We start from the raw sequence: 17,531 nt of genomic DNA, 5'->3' as shown, positions 1-17,531 counted from the left end.
CTGCCAGCCTGGAGAGCCTCCATGAGCCCACAGCATCCCGACATTCTGATCGACCGCGCCTATATTGGCGGTCAGTGGCGTGACAGCGAGCGCCGCTTCAAGGTAACCGACCCGGCCACGGGCGAAACGCTCGCCGAGGTCCCCGACCTGGGCGCCGCGGACGCCCGTGACGCCATCGCCGCGGCCGACGCCGCCTGGCCGGCATGGCGCAAGCGTGCCGCCAAGGAACGTGCAGGCCTGCTGCGCGCGTGGTTCGACCGCGTCATCGAACAGCGCGAAGCGCTGGCCCAGCTCATGACGCTGGAACAAGGCAAGCCGCTCGCCGAAGCACGCGGCGAGGTCACCTACGGCGCCAGCTTCATCGAATATTACGCCGAACAAGCCAAGCGCATGGCCGGCGAGACACTCCCCGGCCATGGCGCCGACAAGCGTATCCTCGTCATGCGCGAGCCGATCGGCGTGGTCGCCGCCATCACGCCATGGAACTTTCCGCTGGCCATGATCACGCGCAAGTGCGCGCCTGCCCTGGCGGCCGGCTGCCCCGTCGTGATCAAGCCCGCCGAAGCCACGCCGCTCACGGCGCTGGCGCTGGCCAAGCTGGCCGAAGACGTCGGCCTGCCGCCGGGTGTCATCAATGTGATCACCGCCGAAAAACCCGCCGAGATCGGTGAGGTGCTGACCACCGACCCGCGCGTGCGCAAGGTGTCCTTCACCGGCTCGACGCCGGTCGGCAAGCGCCTGCTGGCGCAATGCGCCGACACGGTCAAGAAAGCCTCCATGGAACTTGGCGGCAATGCCCCCTTCGTGGTCTTCGACGACGCCGACCTGGATGCCGCCGTGGAGGGCGCCATCGCTTCCAAGTTCCGCAACGCGGGACAAACCTGCGTATGCACCAACCGCTTCCTGGTGCAGGATGGCGTGTACGATGCGTTCATCGCCAAGTTTGCCGCACGCATCGAGGAGCTCCAGGTCGGCAACGGGCTCGAGGAAGGCGTGACACTGGGACCCTTGATCAACGCCGGCGCGCTCGAGAAGGTCGAGGCACACATTCACGACGCTCAGTCCAAGGGCGCGCGCCTGATCTGCGGCGGGAACCGTCATGCCCTCGGCGGCACCTTCTTCCAGCCCACGTTGCTGGCCGATGTCACCGAGGACATGCAGGTCGCTCGCGAGGAGACATTCGGGCCTCTGGCGCCGATCTTCCGCTTCAGTGACGAGGCACAGGCCATCGAGATGGCCAACGCAACCGAATTCGGCCTTGCTGCCTATGTCTATGCGCGCGATTATCGGCGTATCTGGCACGTCATGGAGGAGCTCGAATACGGCATGGTCGCCATCAACGAAGGCCTCTTGTCGACCGAACTGGCTCCCTTCGGCGGCATCAAGGAATCCGGGTTGGGCCGTGAGGGCTCACACCACGGTCTCGAGGAATACACCGAGCTAAAATACGTCTGCCTGGGCGGACTTTGACAAGGAGGCAAGCATGAACAACGCACAGCTCAACGAACTCAAGCAGCGCTATGTCGCCAGCGGCGCCGCGAGCCCGGCCGGCCAGTTTGCCGAGCGCGCGGAAAACGCCCTGATCTGGGACGCCGACGGCAATCGCATCATCGATTTCGCCGGCGGCATCGGTGTGCTCAACATCGGTCACCGTCACCCCAAGGTGGTTCAGGCGGTCAAGGACCAGCTCGACCGCGTGATGCATACCTGCCAGACGGTGATGCCCTACGAGGGCTACGTGAAGGTGGCCGAAAAGCTCAGCCAGCTCACGCCGGTGCGCGGTCACGGCAAGGTGATGCTGGCCAACTCCGGCGCCGAGGCGCTGGAAAACGCGGTCAAGGTCGCCCGTGCGGCCACCGGACGCGACAACGTCATCTGCTTCACCGGCGGCTACCACGGCCGGACGTTCATGACCATGGCCATGAACGGCAAGGTCGCCCCCTATGCCACCGATTTCGGCAGCATGCCGGGCAATGTCTTCCGCGCCCCTTATCCGGTGCCCTACCACGGCGTCAGCGAGGAAGATGCGTTGCGCGGCCTGAGAATGACGCTCAAGACCGATGCCAATCCGCACAACACTGCTGCCGTGGTGCTCGAGCCGGTGCTCGGTGAAGGCGGCTTCTATGCGGCCTCGCCTAGCTTCCTCAAGGCGGTCCGCGAGATCTGCGACGAGCACGGCATGCTGATGATCGTCGACGAGGTGCAATCCGGTTTCGGGCGCACCGGCAAGCTGTTTGCCATCGAGCACAGCGGCGTCGAGCCGGACATCATCACCATGGCCAAGAGCATGGCCGACGGCATGCCGATCTCCGCCGTGGTCGGTACCGACAAGGTCATGGATGCCTCCGGCGGCAACTCCCTCGGCGGCACCTACACCGGTAGCCCGGTGTCCTGCGCAGCCACCCTGGCGGTGCTGGAAGTCTTCGAAGAAGAGAAGATTCTCGAGAAGAGCCAGGCGCTGGGCGACAAGCTGGCCGAGCGCTTCGCCAAGTGGCAGCAGGACTTCGCCTGCGTCGACAACGGACGCAACCTGGGCGCCATGGCCGCCTTCGACGTGGTGTCCGACAAGGCCAACCACACGCCGGACGCGGACCTGGCCGGCGCGCTGTGCAAGAAGGCGCGTGAAAAGGGCCTGATCCTGCTGTCCTGCGGGCTCTACGGCAATACCATCCGCTTCTTGATGCCGGTGACCATCGAGGACGAGGTGCTTCAGGAAGGTCTGGGCATCGTCGAAGACTGCCTCAAGGAACTGACTCAGGCATAACGAGCCATCCTGAGGTCCATCGTCGAAGGGGCGCCATGCGGCGCCCCTTCGTCGTTTACGGTGCGCTTTCACGCTGGGGGATGGGACGATGTCACCCGCGGCAGCAGCCAGCGCTGCATGGCATTGCGCACGCGCAGCACGAACTGCTCCTGGAACATCACGCAGAACATCACGGTGAGCAGGAGAAACAGCGGATAAAACGCCAGCGAACTGTCCCCCGCCGCGTCGAGACAGCCCCTAAGGTCACTCCCGCATAGCGTGGGCTCACCGGCCCATACCCGCTCGATGCGGGTGAAGATCACGAATAAGGGTACGTGCAGCGCGAACATCGGCAACGAGGCGCCCCCCAGGCGCGTCGCCAGGCGTCGCACACGCCGGCTGTCGGGCGTGCGCCACTGAGTGGCCAGCAGAATCAGCGCCAGCTGCGCCGGCAGCAGCAGTCCGTTGTGCAGCACGTAATACCAGGCATGCCCCTGCCCCAGCAGCCATACCGCTCCGATCACGCACCCTGCCACGAACGCTGCAAGGCCACAGCGCTGCATCGCGCTCAGCCATCCTCCCGCCGCCCGATAACGGGTGTACCACACGCACAACAGGATTCCGGCCACGAATTCGGGCAGGCGGATCAAGGGATTGCGATGCAGAATCCCGGTCTCCGGCATGCCGAAATCGGTCGTCGCGATCACCACCAGCGGCGGTATCAGGTAAAGCAGGTTGGTCAACAGCAGAGCCCGCCCCACACGGCGAAGACGAAACAGGCGCGGCGCCAGCCATGGAAACGTCAGGTAGAACGCCATCAACGCCGAGATCGACCAGGACGGCGGGTTGAAGGTCAGGTAGTACGGGTTCCAGGCATGCAGCAAGGCGACATTGAGTCCCAGGTTGAGCGCCAGCTCTCCGTTGCCCATGAAATGTTCCAGGGCCCCCGGTGTCTGGCCGAGATCGTTGTTGACGTCATAGATGACGAAGCGCAGCGACATCCCGGCATCGTCCGGCGTGATCGCCAGGTACCCGATGAGCGATGAAATGCCGATGGCCAGCAGCAGGGAGCCGATGTGAATCGGATAGAGATTCGAAAACCGCTTGACCCAGAAGCTGCGTGCCGGTTCGCGCAGCTTGCGCTCGTTGTCCAGGTAGACGTGGGTCAGCAAAAACCCCGACAGCACAAAGAAGGTACTGGTCGAAAAGAAGCCGATGTCGGTCACATAATGCGACCAGTCGCGGATCGACGGATAGGTATGCAAGGTGTGAAAGATAACGATATAGAGTCCGAGCGCGAAGCGTAGCCATTCCAGGCCGATGAAGCGCTCCTTCTGACTCGTTTGCCGTGCCTTTTCCATAAGCCCAAGTTCCTCGAGTGGCGCCTGAACGGCGGCGGCCACGAAAAACCCCGGCCTCTCGTCGAAGCCGGGGCCACACATTGTCGTGCTTTCGTCGCCAGCCAGGCGTCAGCTCTTGCGCACCTTGGCCACGACCCACAACAGAACGACGGCACCGATCACGGCCATGATCAGTGAACCGATGACATTGGTATGCGACAGGCCCAGCAGGCTGAAGAGAAAACCGCCGATCACGGCGCCCACGATGCCCACGCCGATATTGCCCAGCACACCGAAGCCGCCACCGCGCATGATCTTGCCGGCGATCCAGCCGGCCAGGCCACCGATGATCAGCCATAGAATGATGCTCATTGCCTCATCTCCTTCTTTCCTTGAAAGCTATCCGTTCATGACACACGACGGGGTGAATGTCGTCTCCAGCATAGCAGTTACCCGAACGAAACGGCGCATGGCGACAGCCCCAGTCCGTCGCCATGCGCCGTTCACCCCGGCACCCGCCAGGATACTTGGCGAGGCGTGCCGCATTCACGCCAATCCGGGTGCGCGTCGGCGGAACGCCACACACGATGGTGCAGCATCGACAGCAGCACCGGGTCGTCGAGGAACCGCAGTCGCGTGCTCGCGCCTATCCGCTCCGGATTTTCGCTCGCCACGTCCGTCACCTGCTCATCGCGGTGACGGCGCAGCGCCGCCGACAGGCCATGGCGGCTCGTCGCCAACGCACATCCCAGCGCATTGGCGACGGGATCGACCACGACCTGCACGAAGTTGGGCGCGGCATCCTGCTGTCGGCGCATGCGCTTGAGATGGCGCACCATGCGCCGCAATACACGCGGCGGATGCGTTTCCTCTGGAATGCGGAACAGGCGCGCATGCTGACACCAGCGCCCCAGCGATACACGGCTGGAAAATACCGACACCGGAATCGAGAGCATCAGGGCTCCCACGATCGGCGCCAGCCACCACAGGAAGGTCGGCTCCATGTAATACACTCCGGCAGCCCATACGGCGCCGATCAGCGTCTGCATGCCATGGTGCCGCACGGCATCGCTCCATGGGGTATCACTGTTGTCACGCGAGGGCGAACGCCACTGGATGGCCCGCCCCATCAACGCGGTGAGCACGAAGCGTGTATGGAACAGCATCCTCACCGGCGCCAGCAGCATCGAGAACAGCGATTCCAGCACCATGCTCGCGAACAGCCGCGCCCCGCCGCCGAAGTCCTTGGCACCCTGGGAAATGGCCAGAATCACGCTGAGGACCTTGGGCAGGAACAGCAGGGTCGCCGTCGCCGAAAACAGCCCCACCGCTAGGGTCGGATTCCACTGAGGCCAGACCGGGAACATCATGCCGGGCTCGGGGAAGTATTGAGGCGTGCTCAGCGTATGCACCGCCAGCAAGGCCGTGGACAGGATCAGGAACAGACACCACAAGGGCGCCGAAATATACGACATGACCCCCGTCAGGAACACGGCGCGATGCACGGGATGAATCCCCTTGGCCAGGAACAGCCGGAAGTTCATCAGGTTGCCGTGGCACCAGCGCCGGTCACGATTGAGTTCGTCGAGCAGGTTGGGCGGCATCTCTTCATAACTGCCGTCGAGATTGTAGGCGATCCACACGCCCCACCCGGCACGACGCATCAAGGCCGCTTCGACGAAATCGTGCGACAGGATCTCGCCCGACAGCGACCCCTTGCCCGGCAGAGGCGCCAGCATGCAATGCCGCATGAAGGGAGCCAGACGAATGATCGCGTTATGCCCCCAGTAATGCGACTCGCCCAGTTGCCAGAAATGCAGTCCCGCCGTGAACAGCGGACCGTAGACCCGCGTGGCGAACTGCTGCATGCGGGCGTAGAGGTTCAGGCGTCCCGAGGCGCGTGGCGCCGACTGAATGATGCCCGCCTTGGGATGCGCTTCCATCAACCGCACCAGACGCGTCAGGCAGGCGCCGCTCATGACGCTGTCGGCATCCATCACCACCATGTAGCGATAGTTGGCGCCCCAACGGCGGCAGAAGTCGTCGATATTGCCGCTCTTGCGCTTCACGCGGCGTTGTCGCCGTCGATAGAAGACACGGTCGAAGGCATCCAGCTCGCGACATAGCGAGAGCCAGGCATGCGTCTCGGCGATCGCCAGGTCGGGGTCGAAGGTATCGCTCAGAATGAACAGGTCGAAGTGGCGTTCCTGGCCGCTGTCGCGCAGCGACTCGAGCGTGGCGCGCACACCCGCGAACACCCGCGCCACGTCCTCGTTGCAAATCGGCACCACCAGTGCAGTGCGGGCCGTGTCGTCGATGGGCGCGTCTTCATGCACGTCGCGGGCGTCGATCGCGTAGCGGTCACGGCCGCGCAAGAGCTGGAAGAACCCCATCAGCGCCGTCCAGAACCCCGCGGACACCCAGCAGAACAGGAGCACGAACAAGGCCAGAATGGCAACCTCGAGCGCCTGCTTGCCCTGATAGGGCAGCACCGAGCGCATGTACTCGGCAGCGACCAGGCTTTGCCCCACGACCAGCAGCAACAGTACCTTGCGCCGCCACATGCCGACCTTCTGCCAGCGCGGCGTGGGCGACTCCTGCCGGGCCTTGTGACGCCGCCGAAACCCGCGCCCGATCCAGTTACGGGTACGCTGCGCATAGCGCACGAAGGGATTGGCGGCCCAGGGCTCCGGCGCCAGGGGGGTACGCGCCAGCGGCGGAGCCGTGTGCAGGCGCGTGATGCCGTGTGCATCGGTGGTGAGTACCTCGGGCGGTGCCAATGGACGTGCGCTGTAGGCCAGCGACAACCTGGCGCCCACCGATACCGCAGCGGGATCGTCCGGCGGCGGCTCATGGCCACCTAGCCTCCCGTGCAGGGCCTCCAGGCCCTGCGCGTCGATGTCGCTGGCGAGCAACGCTCGCCGTGCACTGCGGGCATCCGTCTCCTGCGCCAAACGTTCCAGATAATCACCCGCCACCGCGTTGGAGTCTGACTCAATCATTGGCGGGTAGCCGGTAGTACCAGGTTTCCGACAGGCGTTGATCGCCGTCCTTCAAGAAGGCGCGCATATCCAGAGGTTGACCGTTGTTGTTGCGCTTCACACGCAAGAACATCCGCCAGCCACCTGCGGCCTTGTTGGGCTCGACCCGGCTTTCTACCAGCTCGCCGTTATCGCCGATGTCCGTCTCGACCGTGATGTCGGCATCGCTTTCCAGCGATTCCAGCCCCGGCCCCTTGAAGTCGACGATAAACGCCAGCGACCCATCGGTCTCGCGCACCAGATTGTCCTGACGCACTTCACCCCGCGAGCGGCGCGTCTGATCGACCCAGGATAGATCAGGACTATGGAACTTGGCCTCGTGGGTGGTCCAGTACATGCGGTAGTTGAATTCGAACGCTTCGCCGGCTTCGACCGCCCCTTCGGGCTTCCACATCGCCACGATGTTGTCGTTGGTCTCGTTCGGCGTCGGAATCTGGATCAACTCGACCTTCCCTTTGCCCCAGTTGCCCTGTGGCTCGACCCACACGCTGGGACGCCGGTCGTAACGGTCCGTCAGATCTTCGTAATCGTGGAAGTCGTGACTGCGCTGCAGAAGGCCGAAGCCCTTGAGAGAGGCGACTTCCTGATTGTTGACCATCAACTGGCCGGGATTGGCAAGCGGACGCCAGGTCCAGCCGGGCTTGCTGCCATCGTCCTTGCTCTCGCCGTCACCGCTGCCATTGGTGCCGGCCCCCCCCCCGTCATGAATCAGCAAGCCATTGGCATCGTGAATGGCCGGCCGGTAATTGAGGGAGTCGGAGGGCTGCGCAGGACCATACAGGTACATGCTGGTCAACGGGGCGATGCCCAGTTTCTCCACGGCGTTGCGCGTGAACAGGCGCGAGGAGACATCCACGACGGTGTCCTCGCCGGGCCGCAGCACGAAGCGGTAGGCGCCCGTCAGGCTCGGCGAATCGAGCAGCGCGAACACGGTAAGGTACTGGCTGTCCGGGCTCGGTTTGACCACCCAGAATTCACGAAAGGCGGGGAACTCCTCGCCACTGGGCAATGCCGTGTCGATCGCCAGGCCACGCCCCGAGGTGCCATAGGTCTGATGGCGCCCCACTGCACGGAAATAACTCGCCCCCTGGAAGGCCATGACCTCGTCCATCACCTCGGCGTCGTTGATCGCATTGGTGACCTTGAAACCGGCAAATCCGAGCCCCTCGAGATCCTCTTCGGGAATGTCCAGATCGCCATAGTCGAAGTCGCCGGGGTCGAAGGACAGGTCCTGAACCTTGCCATCCACGATGGTGTGCATCGTCACAGCGCTATTGTAATGCATGCCTTCGTGGAAGAACTTCAAGTTGAAAGGCAGGTCTTCGCCCTGCCACAAGGCCTGGTCGTCCTTCATTTGAATCTGAGCATAGTCGGCGTACTCCAGCTGACTCAGCGATTCCGGCAAGCTGGACTCCGGGGCCTGATATCCTTGCTTGGACAGCTCTGAAGCCTTCTTCACCACGTCCTCGAATCCGAAGGCAAAGCACGTCTGCGCCGCGAAGACCAAACACATACCCAACACACCCGCCAGGGGCCAACGACAGCGGCGCGTGGCACTTGCCGTCAAACAATGTCGATTCGGTACACTCACATTACTACTCCCTTGCGGCTTTTCAGGGGCAGACCACCCCTTCCTATCACATTCTTCGACAGGCGGCGTCACGCCAGCGAAGAGGAAAGTTACCAAAGAAGACTCAGATTTCGATGAGACGAGCAGCCTCCATGCTCTCGAACACTGAGCTTAGCATTGCGGCGGGTCCGAAGGGAGCCCATGGTAAGCTTGGATCGCATTCGCTTTAACCCCCAACGCTTGAATGATGACGAGAAGCGCGCATGTCGACAGCCAGACGCCCATTTGTCCCCACGCCCTCATCCCCCGATCTCCGGCGAGGGGCCGCCGTCTTCGCCCTGCTGATGTTCGCGACCTATCCGCTGGTCATGGCCGACCGCCTCTATCTCGACGATATCTGGCGCAGCATGCATGGACAGCTGGGCTGGACCTCGAACGCACGTCCGCTCGCCGATGGCGTCATGATCGCACTCAACATGGGCACACGCGTCGTGGATCTCGCGCCCTTGCCATTATGGCTGGGGTTGGCGGTGATCGCCGTGCTGCTCGTCGTGCTGCGTCAAGTCTTCGCCACTTTTTCCACCGGTCACGCTTGGTGGGCCATGGCGTTGCTTGCCCTGCAGCCTTTCTTTTTGCAGAACCTCTCCTATCGCTTCGACGCTCTTCCCATGGCGCTCGCCCTGAGCACGTCAGGACTGGCCCTGGCGGCCGGTGTGCTGCGCCCCGGCCTGCCCGGCCTGGCCCTGGCGGCACTGAGCCTGATGGCCAGCCTGTGTTTCTACCAGGCGGCGGTGAGCGTTTACTTCGTCCTGCTGGCCTTCCACGTGTTATTGAGTCTCGCCACTCACGGCACGCCCCGCTGGCGACTGCATTTGGGCTTGCTGATCGTGGGGGCCGCGACCGTACTGATCTACAAAGGACTGTCGAGCCTGTGGCTGGCCGGCGGCTATAGCCTGACGCACAGCCAGATGGTGGCGCCCGGCTCGCTGCCCGGCCACCTGCTCGCGCAAACGCTCGACTTCTGGCGTTACGCCGCGCATGTCCTGGATGGAGCACCGTGGTGGGGGCTGGCGATCATCGCTGTGGTGGCTGGCATCGGGCTATGCCTCGGTACCGCCCGCCCGCCACGAGACGAACACGCCCTGGCCCTTCCCTGGCGGTGCCTGCTCCTGGTCCTGATCGTCGCGCTGCTACCGCTCGGCGCTCTCGGCATCATGGCCGCCCTGCAAGACCCCATATGGCGACCACGCACCTTCATCGGCTTCGGCGCTCTGGCGGCCGGCACGCTCTTCTGTGCCGTCCTCGCCTGCGAACGGCACGGCCTCAGATGGCTGGGCAATGGACTGCTCATCGTCGTTCTGGGCGGGGCTACGGTCATCGCCTATGCCTACGGCAACGCACAGAACCACCAGAAGCACTTCGAAAACACCATCTCGCAGCGCCTGATCGACGACCTGAGACGGCTCGAAACGTCGGGACCGCTGGTCTTGGTGGGCACACTGCCGCTCAGTCCCGCTACTGCCAACGCGATGAAAGCCTTCCCCATCCTCGATGAGCTGATGAAAAGCTACCTCGACGGCGGCGACTGGTGGGGATACCAAAACCTGTATCGCCTGGGCCTCCCCGAACGCTATGCCTTTCATGGCGGCAGCGAATTGCGGGAAGCATTCGTCGCCCGCTGCGACACACTCGCGCCGCTGCAACGGCGCGGCTGGTATTCGATCTATCGCTGGCGGGAGGCCGTTTTCGTCGCCTTCGATGGCGGCTGTCCCGAAAAATGACGCGCATGCAGCCGTCGTGAATCGAGTCAAGCAGACATTGAACACTCAATGTCAGACAAATGGCGAATGGTAGTTTACTATTCGCAGACTAAAATTCGTCCCCACGATGCAATGATATCGACGCGGTCGTTGCGCCAAGGCCGACGATAGGTGCCGGGCATGTCGCCGGCCTTCTCCTCGTCACGACCATGATTCATGAGAGTCCAAGGATGCCTATTCCATGCATGCCCTGACCCTGATCTCGTTTCTTTTCTTTACCGGGCTCGTTGCCCTGATCACCTGGCTGATCACGCGCCGGGATGATCTGCGCAGCACACGCGGCTATTTCCTGGCCGGGCGCAGCCTGACCTTTCCGCTGATCGCCGGCTCCCTGTTGATGACCAACCTTTCCACCGAGCAGATGGTGGGCCTCAACGGTGCCGCCTTCACCGATGGATTGAGCGTCATGGCCTGGGAGGTGGTGGCCGTCGTGGCCCTGGTGCTGCTGGCGCTGTTCTTCCTGCCGCGCTTTCTGCGCAGTGGCATCGCAACGGTGCCGCAGCTGCTGGAAATCCGCTTCGACCACGGCACCCAGTTGATCTGCAACATCATCTTCCTGATCGCGTATGCGGTCATCCTGCTGCCCATCGTGCTCTACTCCGGTGCCATCGGCCTGCAGGGCATGCTCGACCTGCAAGGACTGACCGGTATCGAATCCAGCAGCTTCCTGCTCTGGGCCACGGTATGGATCGTCGGGTTGATCGGCGCGGTCTACGCGCTCTTCGGCGGGCTGCGCACGGTGGCGGTGTCGGACACGCTCAATGGCGTGGGGCTGCTCATCGGCGGTTTCCTGATCGTGTTCTTCGCCCTCAATGCGGTCAGCGACGGCAACGGCATCCTCGCCGGCTGGGACATTCTTAACACCCAGCATCCCGAGATGTTCAACTCGATGGGACGCGAGGATCAGGCGGTTCCCTTCGCCACGCTGTTTACCGGTGTCTTCCTGATCAATCTGTTCTACTGGACCACCAATCAGCAGATCATTCAGCGCACGTTCGCCGCCAAGTCCCTGGCCGAGGGCCAGAAAGGCGTGCTGCTGACCGGTTTCTTCAAGCTGCTGGGGCCACTCTATCTGGTACTCCCGGGCATCATTGCCTATCACATGTATGCCGATCAGGGCATCCAGGCCGACGAGGCCTATGGCCATCTGGTCTTCGACATTCTGCCGCCGTATCTGACCGGTTTCTTTGCCGCGGTGATGGTCGGCGCCATCCTGTCCTCGTTCAACTCGGCACTCAACAGCACCACCACCCTGTTCAGCCTGGGCATCTACAAGGGCGTCATCAACAAGAACGCCGATGAAGCCCAGGTCGTCAAGGCGGGCAAGATCTTCGGCTGGATCATGGCCATCGCCGCCATGGTCATCGCACCGCTGCTGGCGGGACAGGAAAGCCTGTTCAGCTACCTGCAGACGATGAACGCGATCTACTTCATTCCCATCCTCGCGGTGGTACTGGTGGGCCTGCTCACCAAGCGCGTGCCGGCGGTCGCCGCCAAGGTCGGCCTGGTCGCGGGCTGTCTGTTGATCGCAGCAGGCTACTTCGTGCCACCCTTCAACAAGATTCTCGACGTCACCAGTCAGTATCACTTCGTGGCCGGCGTCTTCGTGCTGCTGATCGCCATCATGCTGATCATCGGCAAGATCTGCCCGCGTGAGACCAAGTGGGTCCATCGGGATGTCGAGGCCGTCGACCTGACGCCCTGGAAAGGCGCCTGGCCCGTAGGGCTGGTACTGGTGCTGTGCGTCATCGCCATCTATGCCGCCTTCGCCGGCTAGACGACGTTCGTGTGCCGAATGCAAAAGGCCCGCGCCATTCACGGCGCGGGCCTTTTTTCATATTCGCATCCGGGTGGTAACCGATACCGACACTCCGCATACCGCATCGGCAACGCTCGACATTCACGGGTCGCCAACGAACGAACGCCCGACCGGCAGTGCCGGGCGGGCGTCTTTCACTCTCTCGGTGTGACGCACTCAGTCCAGAAACGGATTGCGCAGCACGATCGTCTCGTTGCGGTCGGGGCCGGTCGAAATGATATCGATCGGTACGCCCGTCTGTTCCTCGAGGAAGCTGATATAGGCACGTGCGTTGTTGGGCAGGTCCTCGATCCGCTTGACGCCCAGTGTCGACTCGCTCCAGCCCGGCAGGTCCTGATACAGCGGCTCGATGACTTCGTAGCCTTCCGAATCGACCGGTGTATCGATGGTCTCGCCGTCCTTGCTGCGATAGCCGATGCAGACACGAATGTTCTCGAGGCCGTCGAGCACGTCGAGCTTGGTCAGGCACAGCCCCGAGACCGAGTTGATCTGCACCGCGTGACGCAGTGCCACGGCATCGAACCAGCCGCAGCGGCGCGCGCGACCCGTGGTGGCACCGAACTCATGCCCCTTCTCCGCCAGATGGCGACCGAACTCGTCGAACAGTTCGGTGGGAAACGGGCCGGACCCCACCCGGGTGGTGTACGCCTTGGTAATGCCCAGCACGTAATCCAGGTACAGCGGACCCACGCCCGACCCCGTGGCCGTGCCTCCCGCCGTGGTGTTGGAGCTGGTCACGTAGGGATAAGTACCGTGATCGATGTCCAGCAGCGACCCCTGGGCCCCTTCGAAGAGGATGTTCTCGCCCGCCTTGCGGGTGTCATGCACCAGAGAGACCGTATCGCAGACCATCGGCCGCAGCTCTTCGGCGATTTCCATCGCCTCGTCGAGCACGCGCTGGAAGTCCACCGGCGCTTCGTGGTGGTACTGCGTCAGCACGAAATTGTGATAGTCGAGCACTTCGCCGAGCTTCGAGGCAAAGCGTTCGCGATGCAGCATGTCGCCCAGGCGCAGCCCCCGACGCGCCACCTTGTCCTCGTACGCGGGCCCGATACCCCGGCCAGTGGTGCCGATCTTGGCGATGCCGCGCGCTTTCTCGCGCGCCTGGTCGAGACGCACGTGATACGGCAGGATCAGCGGACATGCCGGCGACAGACGCAGGCGTTCGCGCACCGGCACGCCCTTGGCTTCAAGCTCGCGAATCTCGTCCATCAGCGCTTCCGGCGAGAGCACGACCCCATTGCCGATCACGCACGTCTTGTCGGCGCGCAGCACGCCGGACGGGATCAGATGCAGGACGGTCTTCTCGCCGTCGATGACCAGCGTATGGCCGGCGTTGTGACCGCCCTGAAAGCGCACCACCGTGGCAGCGGATTCGGTCAGCAGGTCAACGACCTTGCCTTTCCCCTCGTCACCCCATTGGGTACCCAGTACGACTACGTTCTTGCCCATTGCTTTCGTCTCTCGATCAAAGGATCCGCCGTTTTACGCGAGCGGTTCGACCCGCCATTCGCCGTTCGATTCCACTAGCTGCCGATCGCAGCGCTGTTCGCGGGGCCCGACGCGCTGTCCGGGCAGCGCCTGAATGACACGCTCCCCGGATGCCCGCAGACGCGCGATGGCGTCTTCCAGTCCCGCGCGCTCGTCCGCCGGCGCCCAGATGCCATCGCAGCGCGGGCCGCTTTCCTCCAGCGATGCCAGCAGTTTGAGGTCCATGGAAAACCCCGTCGCCGGACGGGCGCGCCCGAAGGCACGCCCCGTATCGTCGTAGCGCCCGCCCTTGGCCAGCGCCTGGCCGTACCCGGGCACATAGGCGGCGAACACCATGCCCGTGTGATACAGGTAACCGCGCAGCTCCGCCAGATCCAGATAGACCTCGGCCCGCAGGTGGTTGTCGGTCACCGCGCGACACAGTGCCTGCAGCTCATCCAGGGCCGCCATGACGGCGGGTGGCGCCCCGGCGAAGACCTCGCGGGCCTGGTCGAGCACTTCCTGCCCGCCATAAAGACGCGGCAAGGCCTGCAGCATGTCGACCAGGGCGGGGTCGCTGACATCGCGAGCCACCAATGCATCGACATCGTTGAAAGCCTTGCGCTCGATGGCCTCGAAAAGCGCCTGCTCGCTTTCGGCACTCAAGGCCGCCGCATGCACCAGTGCACGATAGATGCCGATGTGGCCGAGTGCCAGGTGAACCTCGCCTGCCCCGGCCACTTCCAGGCCGGTCAGTGCCAGTCGCACCACTTCGATGTCGGCATCCAGGCCGGCATGACCGAACAACTCGACGCCGACCTGCGTCGGACTGCGACCGCCCTGATGCTTGTCCGCCTTGGCACGCAGCACGGTCGTGCAATAGCACAGCCGTGCGGGGCCGCTGCGCTTCAGCGAGTGCGCGTCCATGCGTGCCACTTGCGGAGTGACGTCCGCGCTGGCGCCCATCATCCGCCCCGACAGCTGGTCGGTGAGCTTGAATGTCTGCAGGTCGAGGTCGGTACCCGTGCCGGTCAACAGCGAATCCAGAAACTCGACCGTGGGCGGGATCACCAGGTCATAGCCCCAGCGGTCATAAAGATCGAGCAACGCACGGCGCAGTTGCTCCATGCGCGTCGCCTGCGGCGGTAGCACTTCATCCATGCCGTCGGGAAGCAGCCAGCGGTCAGCGATGGTCATCGTTCGGTCCTGCCAGAAATGAGTGGCGTGTTGCATATTGGCATCGTCACGTGCGGACGCGCCAAGGCATGGTGGAAACATGCCATGCCAGACAGTCGCATCGTGGCCTCGCCGCGTCCCCTCTTCGTGGGCGCTCAGGCCGCGGACAGGCCACAAAAAAACCGGGCCTCGCCCGGTGTCAAGAGTCTATCACGTTTGGCCCCCGGGTGTACCCCGGGGGCCCGAGTGCCACTATGGCTGGCTTGCGTCGTCGTTGCCGTCAGCCGAGCGGAAGTAGCGGAAGAATTCGCTGTCCGGGCTCAGCAGCAGCATGTCGTCACCCTTGTCGAAGCTGTTGCGGTAGGCTTCGAGTGAGCGATAGAAGTTGAAGAAATCTTCATCCTGCTGATACGCGTTGGCGTAGATATGGGCAGCCTCGGCATCGCCTTGACCGCGCAGTGTCTCCGCCTTCTCGCGTGCCTCGGCCAGTTTCACCTGGCGCTCGCGATCGGCCCGCGCACGAATGCGCTCGGCCTGTTCCTGCCCTTGCGCACGGTACTGGCGTGCCTCGGCGTAGCGCTCGGTGCGCATGCGCTCGAAAACCGCCTGACGAACTTCCTGCGGCAGCTCGACACGCTTGAGGCGAATATCCAGGATCGCCACCCCGACTTCGTCGCGCAATTCCTCGTCCAGCGTCTGCTGGGGCTTCTGCAACATTTCATTGCGGTCTTCGCTGATGATCTTGTTCACCTCGCGACTGCCGAATGCGTTGCGCAGACTCTCGTCGACGCGTGGCGCGATGAGGTTCTCGGCGCGCGCCGGATCACCGCGTGTCGCCTGATAGAACAGGCTCGGGTCGACGACCTGCCATTTGACGTAGGAATCGACGATCAAGGCGTTGCGACGCGCCGTCAAAAAGCGGCTTTCGGTGCTTTCCAGCGTCTGCACGCGTGCATCGAAATAACGCACGGTGTTGAGAACCGGCCACTTGAAATGCAGGCCGGGCTGGATGTCGGATTCGACGACTTCACCGAAGCGCAGCTTGATGGCCCGCTGCGTTTCCGTCACCACATACAGGCTGGCACTTGCGAGCCAGGCCCCCACGGCCAGCAGTGCGACGATACCTAAGGCACGATTGTTGACCATGATTAACGACCCTCCCGCGAAATGCCGCCCGACTGGCGCTGACTGCTCGTGTTGTCGCTACCGGAAAGCGGCTCGTTCTGCACCTGCTGGGAGATCGATTCCAACTCCCGAGCCTCCTGGCTGTCACCGTTGTCGGCGTTCGACGAACGCGGCTGACGCAACTGATCGAGCGGCAGGTAGATCATGGAATTGTTTTGCGGTCCCACATCGAGCAATGCCTTGCGATTGTTGCCCAGCACGTCGCTCAACGTATCCAGATAGAGACGCTGACGCGTGACCTCCGGCGCCTGCTGATACTCGCCCAGCACCGACAGGAAGCGACTGGTCTGACCCTGTGCATCGGCCACGACCGAATTGCGATACCCGGTGGCCTCCTCGATGAGACGCTGCGCATTACCTTCGGTACGCGGTTGCAGCGCATTCTCGTAGGCACGCGCCTCGTTGATCAGGCGCTGACGATCCTCGCGCGAGCGAATCACGTCATCCACGGCTTCCTGCACTTCTTCAGGCGCCTGGGTGCTTTCGAGGTTCACGGTCTGCAAGCGCAAGCCCAACCCATAGGCATCCAGCGATTCCTGAAGACGCTTGGCCACCATCGGCCCGAGCTCTTCACGGCCGCTGAGCAACGAGTCCGGCACCGGCGGCGTCATGGTGATGACCGGCAGCTCGCTGGGATCGGTCACGGTTTCCGGCATGTCCGGCACCTCGCCGCCCTCGTCGATCTCCTTGACCTCCTCGACCTCCGTGGTACTGGTCAGCACGTTCTGCATGCCGCTCGCGCCCACCACGTGACGCAGCGTGGAATCGAGGGCATTGCGCAGGCTCTGCTCCGGATTGCGTACATTGAGCACGTAATCACGCGGATTGGAGACCTGATACTGTGCCGAGAGGCGTACCGTGACGATGTTGGTATCGCTGGTCAGCATCGAGGCGTCCTGGCGGAACGAACGCACCTCGGTGACATTGACCATCGTCACCTGATCGACGAACGTCGGATTCCAGTGCAGGCCAGGCCCCACGGTTTCATGATACTCGCCGAAGCGCAGCACCACCCCGCGTTCGGACTGATCGACCCGGTAAAAACCGGAACCGGCCCAGATCACCAGAGCCAATACCGTCAGTACCGCCGGCAGTATGAAGGGGTTGCCCTTGCCGCCCGAAGCACCGCCATTGCCATCGCCGCCGCGCTTGCCGCGCTTGCCCATCAAGCGGCTCAGTTTGTCCTGAAACTTCTTCAGCGCCTCGTCGAGATCCGGTGGACCCTGGTTATTACCACCATTGCCCCCTCCGCTACCACGGCGACCACCGCCACCGCTCCACGGGTCCTGCTGATTTCCACCACCAGGCTCGTTCCAAGCCATACGTCTTCTCCACTATGCATTGATTGCGATGCATCTCGCCGGGGA

The 17,531-nt window shown here is 63.3% G+C and carries 12 protein-coding genes; 4 read left to right on the top strand and 8 right to left on the bottom strand.

The features are described 5' to 3' along the window. Window positions 1-21: 21 nt before the first annotated feature. Window positions 22-1,470, top strand: coding sequence for an NAD-dependent succinate-semialdehyde dehydrogenase (locus CSAL_RS06560; RefSeq protein ID WP_011506591.1), 1,449 nt, complete (start codon window positions 22-24; stop codon window positions 1,468-1,470). Between the two features lie 13 nt (window positions 1,471-1,483). Further along, the gene (gene gabT / locus CSAL_RS06555; RefSeq protein ID WP_011506590.1) at window positions 1,484-2,764 is read left to right on the top strand and encodes a 4-aminobutyrate--2-oxoglutarate transaminase; all 1,281 of its coding nucleotides are present in this window, start codon (window positions 1,484-1,486) and stop codon (window positions 2,762-2,764) included. A 68-nt stretch (window positions 2,765-2,832) separates the two neighbouring features. Here gabT and CSAL_RS06550 read toward each other — a convergent pair whose 3' ends face one another. The 4 genes from CSAL_RS06550 to CSAL_RS06535 form a co-directional block, all read right to left on the bottom strand. Continuing rightward, the gene (locus tag CSAL_RS06550) at window positions 2,833-4,104 is read right to left on the bottom strand and encodes an acyltransferase family protein (protein WP_011506589.1); all 1,272 of its coding nucleotides are present in this window, start codon (window positions 4,102-4,104) and stop codon (window positions 2,833-2,835) included. Between the two features lie 108 nt (window positions 4,105-4,212). Further along, entirely contained in the window at window positions 4,213-4,455 is a 243-nt protein-coding gene (locus tag CSAL_RS06545) for a GlsB/YeaQ/YmgE family stress response membrane protein (protein WP_011506588.1), read from the bottom strand. A 131-nt stretch (window positions 4,456-4,586) separates the two neighbouring features. After that, complete coding sequence (mdoH, locus tag CSAL_RS06540; RefSeq protein WP_011506587.1) at window positions 4,587-7,085, bottom strand: glucans biosynthesis glucosyltransferase MdoH; 2,499 nt, start codon at window positions 7,083-7,085, stop codon at window positions 4,587-4,589. Beyond that, on the bottom strand, window positions 7,078-8,637 hold the full coding sequence (locus tag CSAL_RS06535) for a glucan biosynthesis protein G (RefSeq protein ID WP_011506586.1): 1,560 nt from the start codon (window positions 8,635-8,637) through the stop codon (window positions 7,078-7,080). Before CSAL_RS06535 ends, mdoH begins: the two co-directional genes overlap by 8 nt. Before the next feature lie 320 nt (window positions 8,638-8,957). On the opposite strand from CSAL_RS06535, the gene CSAL_RS06530 reads away from it, so the two are divergent. Next, window positions 8,958-10,475, top strand: a complete 1,518-nt coding sequence (locus CSAL_RS06530; RefSeq protein ID WP_011506585.1) for a glucosyltransferase domain-containing protein — start codon at window positions 8,958-8,960, stop codon at window positions 10,473-10,475. Between the two features lie 220 nt (window positions 10,476-10,695). After that, window positions 10,696-12,291 carry a solute:sodium symporter family transporter gene (locus CSAL_RS06525; RefSeq protein WP_011506584.1) on the top strand — a complete coding sequence of 532 codons (1,596 nt, stop codon included), beginning with the start codon at window positions 10,696-10,698 and terminating at the stop codon, window positions 12,289-12,291. A 198-nt stretch (window positions 12,292-12,489) separates the two neighbouring features. On the opposite strand, the gene CSAL_RS06520 is transcribed toward CSAL_RS06525, so the two are convergent. The 4 genes from CSAL_RS06520 to hflK all read right to left on the bottom strand — a co-directional run bounded on the left by CSAL_RS06520 (window position 12,490) and on the right by hflK (window position 17,486). Beyond that, entirely contained in the window at window positions 12,490-13,785 is a 1,296-nt protein-coding gene (locus tag CSAL_RS06520; protein WP_011506583.1) for an adenylosuccinate synthase, read from the bottom strand. A 33-nt stretch (window positions 13,786-13,818) separates the two neighbouring features. Further along, entirely contained in the window at window positions 13,819-15,000 is a 1,182-nt protein-coding gene (locus CSAL_RS06515; protein ID WP_011506582.1) for an ATP phosphoribosyltransferase regulatory subunit, read from the bottom strand. A 231-nt stretch (window positions 15,001-15,231) separates the two neighbouring features. Then, window positions 15,232-16,125, bottom strand: a complete 894-nt coding sequence (gene hflC, locus CSAL_RS06510) for a protease modulator HflC (protein ID WP_011506581.1) — start codon at window positions 16,123-16,125, stop codon at window positions 15,232-15,234. A 2-nt stretch (window positions 16,126-16,127) separates the two neighbouring features. Then, complete coding sequence (hflK, locus tag CSAL_RS16895; protein ID WP_011506580.1) at window positions 16,128-17,486, bottom strand: FtsH protease activity modulator HflK; 1,359 nt, start codon at window positions 17,484-17,486, stop codon at window positions 16,128-16,130. Window positions 17,487-17,531 lie beyond the last annotated feature (45 nt).

Source organism: Chromohalobacter israelensis DSM 3043 (assembly GCF_000055785.1).
GTDB classification, from domain to species: domain Bacteria; phylum Pseudomonadota; class Gammaproteobacteria; order Pseudomonadales; family Halomonadaceae; genus Chromohalobacter; species Chromohalobacter israelensis.
Note: the sequence above shows the minus strand (reverse complement) of the source record. Positions and strands in the feature narration are given on the sequence as shown.

Bases quoted from the DNA above. Each gene is read 5' to 3' on its own strand.
- CSAL_RS06560 (WP_011506591.1), top strand. From the start codon at position 22: ATGAGCCCACAGCATCCCGACATTCTGATCGACCGCGCCTATATTGGC.
- gabT (WP_011506590.1), top strand. From the start codon at position 1,484: ATGAACAACGCACAGCTCAACGAACTCAAGCAGCGCTATGTCGCCAGC.
- CSAL_RS06550 (WP_011506589.1), bottom strand. From the start codon at position 4,104: ATGGAAAAGGCACGGCAAACGAGTCAGAAGGAGCGCTTCATCGGCCTG.
- CSAL_RS06545 (WP_011506588.1), bottom strand. From the start codon at position 4,455: ATGAGCATCATTCTATGGCTGATCATCGGTGGCCTGGCCGGCTGGATC.
- mdoH (WP_011506587.1), bottom strand. From the start codon at position 7,085: ATGATTGAGTCAGACTCCAACGCGGTGGCGGGTGATTATCTGGAACGT.
- CSAL_RS06535 (WP_011506586.1), bottom strand. From the start codon at position 8,637: ATGTGTTTGGTCTTCGCGGCGCAGACGTGCTTTGCCTTCGGATTCGAG.
- CSAL_RS06530 (WP_011506585.1), top strand. From the start codon at position 8,958: ATGTCGACAGCCAGACGCCCATTTGTCCCCACGCCCTCATCCCCCGAT.
- CSAL_RS06525 (WP_011506584.1), top strand. From the start codon at position 10,696: ATGCATGCCCTGACCCTGATCTCGTTTCTTTTCTTTACCGGGCTCGTT.
- CSAL_RS06520 (WP_011506583.1), bottom strand. From the start codon at position 13,785: ATGGGCAAGAACGTAGTCGTACTGGGTACCCAATGGGGTGACGAGGGG.
- CSAL_RS06515 (WP_011506582.1), bottom strand. From the start codon at position 15,000: ATGACCATCGCTGACCGCTGGCTGCTTCCCGACGGCATGGATGAAGTG.
- hflC (WP_011506581.1), bottom strand. From the start codon at position 16,125: ATGGTCAACAATCGTGCCTTAGGTATCGTCGCACTGCTGGCCGTGGGG.
- hflK (WP_011506580.1), bottom strand. From the start codon at position 17,486: ATGGCTTGGAACGAGCCTGGTGGTGGAAATCAGCAGGACCCGTGGAGC.